The organism is Eubacterium ramulus ATCC 29099, from assembly GCF_000469345.1.
Classification (GTDB): domain Bacteria; phylum Bacillota; class Clostridia; order Lachnospirales; family Lachnospiraceae; genus Eubacterium_I; species Eubacterium_I ramulus.
This window is the reverse complement of the sequence record NZ_KI271187.1, coordinates 63942-70502: the sequence shown is the minus strand read 5'-3', so window position 1 is coordinate 70502 and position 6561 is coordinate 63942. Positions and strand designations below refer to the sequence as shown.

General features: G+C 44.8%; 5 protein-coding genes. All 5 read right to left on the bottom strand.

Annotation, left to right across the window (positions count from 1 at the left end; translation table 11 throughout):
• A partial coding sequence (locus HMPREF0373_RS15060; RefSeq protein ID WP_021740663.1) for an SPFH domain-containing protein occupies positions 1-1154 on the bottom strand: 1154 nt, incomplete at its 3' end.
• 15 nt (positions 1155-1169) lie between these two features.
• A protein-coding gene (gene prfB / locus HMPREF0373_RS15055; RefSeq protein ID WP_129900300.1) for a peptide chain release factor 2 occupies positions 1170-2295 on the bottom strand; the annotation gives its coding sequence in 2 pieces (ribosomal slippage) (positions 1170-2219 and positions 2221-2295; 1125 coding nt in all).
• A gap of 114 nt (positions 2296-2409) precedes the next feature.
• Entirely contained in the window at positions 2410-3780 is a 1371-nt protein-coding gene (gene glmM, locus HMPREF0373_RS15050) for a phosphoglucosamine mutase (protein ID WP_044964860.1), read from the bottom strand.
• A 53-nt stretch (positions 3781-3833) separates the two neighbouring features.
• Entirely contained in the window at positions 3834-5657 is a 1824-nt protein-coding gene (cysC, locus tag HMPREF0373_RS15045) for an adenylyl-sulfate kinase (protein WP_021740659.1), read from the bottom strand.
• 1 nt (position 5658) lies between these two features.
• Positions 5659-6552 (bottom strand): sulfate adenylyltransferase subunit CysD, encoded by an 894-nt coding sequence (gene cysD / locus HMPREF0373_RS15040; RefSeq protein ID WP_021740658.1) that lies wholly within the window; start codon positions 6550-6552, stop codon positions 5659-5661.
• Positions 6553-6561: the final 9 nt, after the last annotated feature.

Genomic DNA, 6561 nt, shown 5'->3' with positions numbered 1-6561 from the left:
AATTTTCCGGTATTTTCTGTCCCACAGGAACAAGTCCACGCAGTCGGCATCGGTTTTCCACATTCCGCACAGAATTTTCCGGTATTTTCTGTCCCACAGGAACAGATCCATGTAGCAGCTGCCATGTCAGCCGTCCCGGCCGCCTGCGCATGCTGACGGTTCATCTCCATCTGACGGAGGTTTGCCTCAGAAGCTGCCCCCATTACACCGGATCCACCCTGCATACTCATCCCCATGCCCATAAAACCGGACACAGGTCCTGCTGCATTGGAACCTGCTGCCTCCATGCCACGAGCCACAGATCCCTGCACATAACCTTCCCGTATTGTCGGATCAGAAAGCATAGCTCCCTGATTTCTCATATTGATGAGCTTAGTGGATTCCTCATCATAGGAAATGCTCGCAATTCCTACAGATGCAATCTCCACACCACGGTTCTGCTTCCACTCCTCATCCAGAATATCCGCCATATATTTGCCAAGTTCCCGCCCTTTGGATGTAACAAAGGAAATCCGGATACCATCTGCAGACATCTGATTAATGGCAGACTGCAAGGCTTCCAGAAATTCATCCAGAAACTGCTCATTTACATCAGACACTTCCACCTGATCCATATTTCTCGGAATAACTTCCGCATAGAATCTCAATGGATCGGTAATACGAATGGAATAGGTTCCATGCGTCCGCAGAAACAGCTCTGCATTATAAAAGTTATCAAAATAGTTGATCGGATTTCTCGTACCGAATTTAATACCCTTGATTTCCTGCAAATTCAGGTAATACACCTTCTGCTCTGTAGGGGACTGACCACCATACTTCACACGCTCAAATGTCGCCTGCATCGCGCCGGAAAAATCTCCGTTAAACAGAGACGGTTCTGTAGCATTGTTCACTTCAAAGTAACCTGGCTCTGCGGTGTAATCAATGATTTTCCCTCCATCGGTCAGGATCATAAGCTGATTATCATATACATGGATCACTGATCCGTCAGAAATCACATGTCTGCTTCCTTTGCGGTTCTGTGATTTTCGATTCACCATAATGCCCGGTGTCATCAAGGTCTGTGCACCCATATCAGAAGGCTCAATGACTTCCAGCCACTGATCTGCCAACCCTGAACTGAGACTTTTTGCTGCTGCTCTGATAATACCCATGGTAATTTCTCCTCTTTATGCCTCCTGATCTTTTTTGCTCAATGTAATCCATTTCAGATATGCATTGATAAAAAGATCAATATTTCCATCCATGACACTGTCTACGTTTCCTGTCTCCGCATTGGTACGATGATCTTTCACCATTGTATACGGCTGCATAACGTAAGACCGGATCTGATTGCCCCAGCCGATCTCTGTGACATCGCCGCGAATGTCAGCTGCTTTCTCCGCATTTTCCTGCTGTTTCAACAGATACAGTTTTGCTTTCAACATCTGCATTGCCTTATCTTTATTCATATGCTGGGAACGCTCATTCTGGCACTGAACTACGATACCTGTCGGCAGATGCGTAATACGAATTGCAGATGAAGTCTTATTAATATGCTGTCCACCGGCTCCACTGGATCGGTAGGTATCGATGCGCAGATCATCTTCATTGATCTCCACTTCCACATCTTCCTCGATATCCGGCATAACATCACAGGATACAAAGGATGTCTGCCGTTTTCCAGCCGCATTGAACGGGGAAATACGCACCAGTCTGTGGACCCCTTTCTCGGACTTCAGATAACCATAGGCATTCTCTCCGTGCACCTGGAATGTAACAGACTTAATGCCTGCTTCCTCACCGTCCAGATAATCCAGCACTTCCACTTCAAATCCTTTGGCAGATGCCCATCTGGTGTACATACGATACAGCATACTTGCCCAGTCACAGGACTCTGTTCCACCGGCACCTGCATGCAGGGTCACAATGGCATCGTCTCTGTCGTATTCACCGGACAACAATGTTTTCATACGAATATTTTCAAAACTTGCTTCAAACTCATCCAACAATTCCTGAATCTCCGGAATGACTTCCGGATCATTTTCCTCATATCCCATCTCGATCATAAGTTCCATATCTTCCATCTGGGATGTGAGCCGATGATAAATTTCTACATCATCTTTCTTACTTTTAAGCTCTTTCATAAGTTCCTGGGAACGCTCCGGATTGTTCCAGAAATCCGGCTCCTCCATTTTCCGCTCTAATTCCTGAATCCTCTGCTCTTTATTAGCGAGGTCAAAGTGAATCCCTTACTTCCTGGAGCGGGTGTCTGTATGCGTTCAATGTTGTTTTGAACTGGTCTAATTCAACCACCTGATCACCTCTTTCTCTTATTTTTTGCGGAATATTACCGCACTTTTTTGAAAAATGCACACTCTGTTATATCTCACATTTTTCTTCTGTGCATTTCACATCCGGTATTCTTTTTTAAGCTGTATGCCCCTTGGATTTGATCACATCGATCACCTGATCCACATATTTTTCACAGAGGCTTTCTGTCTCAGCTTCTACCATGACACGGATCACCGGCTCTGTGCCACTCTCACGAACCAGAATTCTTCCGGTATCACCAAGCATTTCTGCCACTTTTGCCACAGCCTCCTGTACATCCGGATCATTCTGCGCTTCCGGTTTGCTCTTTACTCTTACATTTTTGAGCACCTGCGGATAAATGGTAACAGGCTCTGCCAGCTTGCTCAGCGGCAGTTTCTTTGCCAGTATTACTTCCATCATCTTCATAGAAGTCAGGATACCATCACCGGTTGTTGCATATTTGCTGAAAATAATATGTCCGGACTGCTCGCCACCGATACGATGACCGTTCTGAACCATATTTTCATAGACATATTTGTCTCCAACAGCTGTCTTCTCGTAGTTAATACCTGCTTCATCAAAAGCTTTATACAGACCAAAATTGGACATGATCGTGGTAACGACGGTATTGTTTAATAATTTTCCTCTCTCTTTCATATATTTTCCATAAATATACAAAATCAGATCTCCGTCAACAACATTTCCTTTTTCATCCACTGCAATACAACGGTCTGCATCGCCATCATATGCGAATCCAACATCCAGATTATTGTCTTTTACAAATTTCTGAAGCACTTCAATATGAGTAGAACCTGCATGGTTATTGATATTCGTTCCGTCCGGCTCTGCATTGATGACATAGGTCTTTGCTCCCAGTGCATCAAACACGCTCTTTGCGATCATCCAGGAACTTCCGTTTGCACAGTCCAGTCCCACACGCATATTTTTATAAGAATAAGTTGCCAGTGAGATCAGATATCCCACATAGCGGTTTCTTCCTGCTGCATAATCAACGGTGCATCCGATTTCTTCGCGGACTGCAAACGGTACATCTGTCATCTCTTCCCCGAACAGATTCAGTTTGCCGTCAATGTAATCCTCAATATAGGAGATCGTCTTCTCATCCATCTTCTCACCGTTTCCATTGATCAGCTTGATGCCATTATCATAGAACGGATTGTGGCTGGCAGAGATCATAATACCGCAGTCAAAATCCTCGGTTCTTGTCACATAAGAAACAGATGGTGTAGTCGTTACATGAAGCAGATATGCATCTGCCCCGGATGCTGTCAGACCAGCTACCAAAGAATATTCAAACATGTAGCTGGAACGTCTGGTATCTTTTCCGATTACCACTTTACATTTTTTTCCTGTCATCTGATGATAGTACCATCCGATAAAACGGCCTACTTTGTATGCATGTTCCACTGTTAAATTTTTGTTGGCTTCACCACGGAAACCATCAGTTCCAAAATATCTTCCCATTTTAATTCCTTTCCATTTTGGGTTCACTTCATGATTATATCACTTTATATAAGTTACAGCTGATTTTTCAGCTGTTCCAAAATCTGATCCACGCAAGCTTCCACACTGAATTTGCTGGTGTCGATCACGACATCGGCATGTTGTGGCACTTCATACGGACTGGTCACACCGGTAAAATGATCCAGTTCCCCATTCCGGGCCTTTTTATATAATCCCTTGACATCTCTGCGCTCACATTCTTCCATCGGAGTGCTTACATATACTTCCATAAATGCATCTCCGATGATTTCACGGGCATTCTGACGATCCTGTGCAAAAGGTGAGATGAAAGAAGTCAGCACGATCAGACCGGCATCATTCATCAGCTTGGATACTTCCGCAATCCGACGGATATTCTCAATCCGGTCAGCCTCACGAAAACCAAGATTTCTGTTCAATCCCATCCGGACATTGTCACCATCCAGCAGCATCGTATGTTTGCCCATAGCAGCCAGACGTTTCTCCAATTCATTTGCCAGCGTAGATTTGCCGGAACCTGACAGACCGGTAAACCAGATTGTTTTTGCAGTCTGCCCCAGCTGTTCCTCCCGGAAACTCCGTGTAATATCCATATTGTGCCAGGTCAGCTGATTCTCTCTGTTCAATGTATGTTCCACGATTCCACAGGCCGACGTCATATGGGACACACGGTCAATCAGAATCAGAGAACCCAGTGCATTATTTTTTTCAAATTCATCAAATACCAGCTTGGATGCCGTGGAAATCTCACACAACGCAATCTCATTTTTGTAAATCGCATCCGCATATACTTCTTCTCCGGTGTTGACATCAATCTTATACCGGATCTTCATAATAGTCGCCGGAACACTCTGTGTGCCAAGCTTTAACAGGAAATTTCTGCCTGGCAGCAATTTCACATCATCCATCCACAACAGAGTTGCGGCAAACATGGAATTTACGTTCAATGAAGTATCTCTGATCAGTACACAGCCTCTGGAGACATCAATCTCCGTATCCAGCTGAATAGTGACTGCATGTCCTGTGGCACTGGTCTGCACTTCTTTATCGCCTTCATAAATTAACGTCACTTTCGCAGATTCCCCGCTTGGCAGTACCTTAATGGCATCTCCCACAGAAACGCTTCCGCTCTCAATCTGTCCCTGAAATCCGCGGAACGTATGATTCGGTCTGCAGACACGCTGTACCGGCATGGTAAACCCTGTTTCTGCCGGATTCTCTTTTACATTAATAGTTTCCAGATAATCCAACAATGTCTTTCCCGTATACCATGGCATATGCACAGAACGTTTTGTAATGTTATCTCCTTCGGTTGCAGATACCGGGATCATCTGCGCAGTGCTGTACTCAAACTCTGCCAGCAGCACTTTTATATCCTTCTGGATCTTCTGAAATTTTTCCTGTTCAAAATCGATCAGATCCATTTTGTTTACGGCAAATACAAAATGTTTAATTCCCATCAGGGAACAGATTCTGGTATGGCGTCTGGTCTGTGTCAGCACACCCTGGCTTGCATCTACAAGAATAACCGCCAGATCGGCAAAGGAAGCTCCCACTGCCATATTTCGCGTATATTCTTCATGTCCCGGTGTGTCAGCCACAATAAAAGAACGGCGCTCTGTCGTAAAATAACGGTAAGCAACATCAATGGTAATTCCCTGCTCCCGCTCCGCCATCAGCCCGTCCAGCAAAAGACTGTAATCTATTTCACCACCTCTGGATCCCACTTTGGAATCCAGCTCAAGCGCGCGTTTCTGATCCGCAAAAAGCAGTTTCGCATCATAGAGCATATGTCCGATCAGTGTAGATTTTCCATCATCCACACTTCCACATGTGATAAATTTTAATAACGCATTCATCCTAGAAATAGCCCTCCCTTTTCCGTTTCTCCATACTGGCCGCTCCACCATCCTTGTCAATAACACGGCTGGTACGCTCGGAAGATACCGCACTTAATGTTTCCTGAATAATGGCATCCAGGGTATCGGCATCCGACTCCACCCCGCCGGAAAGCGGATAACAGCCGAGTGTACGGAAACGTACTTTCTTCATCATGGGCTTTTCCCCCGGAAGCAGACGCATACGTTCATCATCTACCATGATCAAATTACCATCACGTTCAACCACAGGCCGCTCTGCTGCAAAATACAGCGGGACAATATCGATATTTTCCCGCTTAATATACTGCCAGATATCTTTCTCTGTCCAGTTGGAGATAGGAAATACCCGGATGCTCTCACCCTTGTTGATCTCTGTATTATACAGTTTCCACATCTCCGGCCGCTGATTTTTCGGATCCCAGGCATGCTCAGCATTACGGAAAGAAAAAATACGTTCTTTCGCACGGCTCTTTTCCTCATCTCTTCTGCCGCCACCAAAAGCTGCAGTAAATCCATATTTATTTAATGCCTGTTTCAGAGCCTGCGTCTTCATGATATCCGTATAGGCTGCGCCATGATCAAATGGATTGATCCCCTGGCGTACACCTTCCTCATTGATATACTCCAGCATTTCAATACCATATTGTTCAGCTACTTTATCACGAAATGCAATCATTTCCTTAAATTTCCATGTAGTATTTACATGTAAAAACGGAAATGGCGGTTTTTCCGGATAAAATGCTTTCAGGGCAAGATGCAGCATCACAGATGAATCTTTTCCAATAGAATAAAGCATCACCGGCTTTTCACACTGTGCTGCCACCTCCCGCATGATGTATATTGCTTCTGCTTCCAGTTCATCCAAATGGTCCATACGATTTTC

Bases quoted from the DNA above. Each gene is read 5' to 3' on its own strand.
- glmM (WP_044964860.1), bottom strand. From the start codon at position 3,780: ATGGGAAGATATTTTGGAACTGATGGTTTCCGTGGTGAAGCCAACAAA.
- cysC (WP_021740659.1), bottom strand. From the start codon at position 5,657: ATGAATGCGTTATTAAAATTTATCACATGTGGAAGTGTGGATGATGGA.
- cysD (WP_021740658.1), bottom strand. From the start codon at position 6,552: ATGGACCATTTGGATGAACTGGAAGCAGAAGCAATATACATCATGCGG.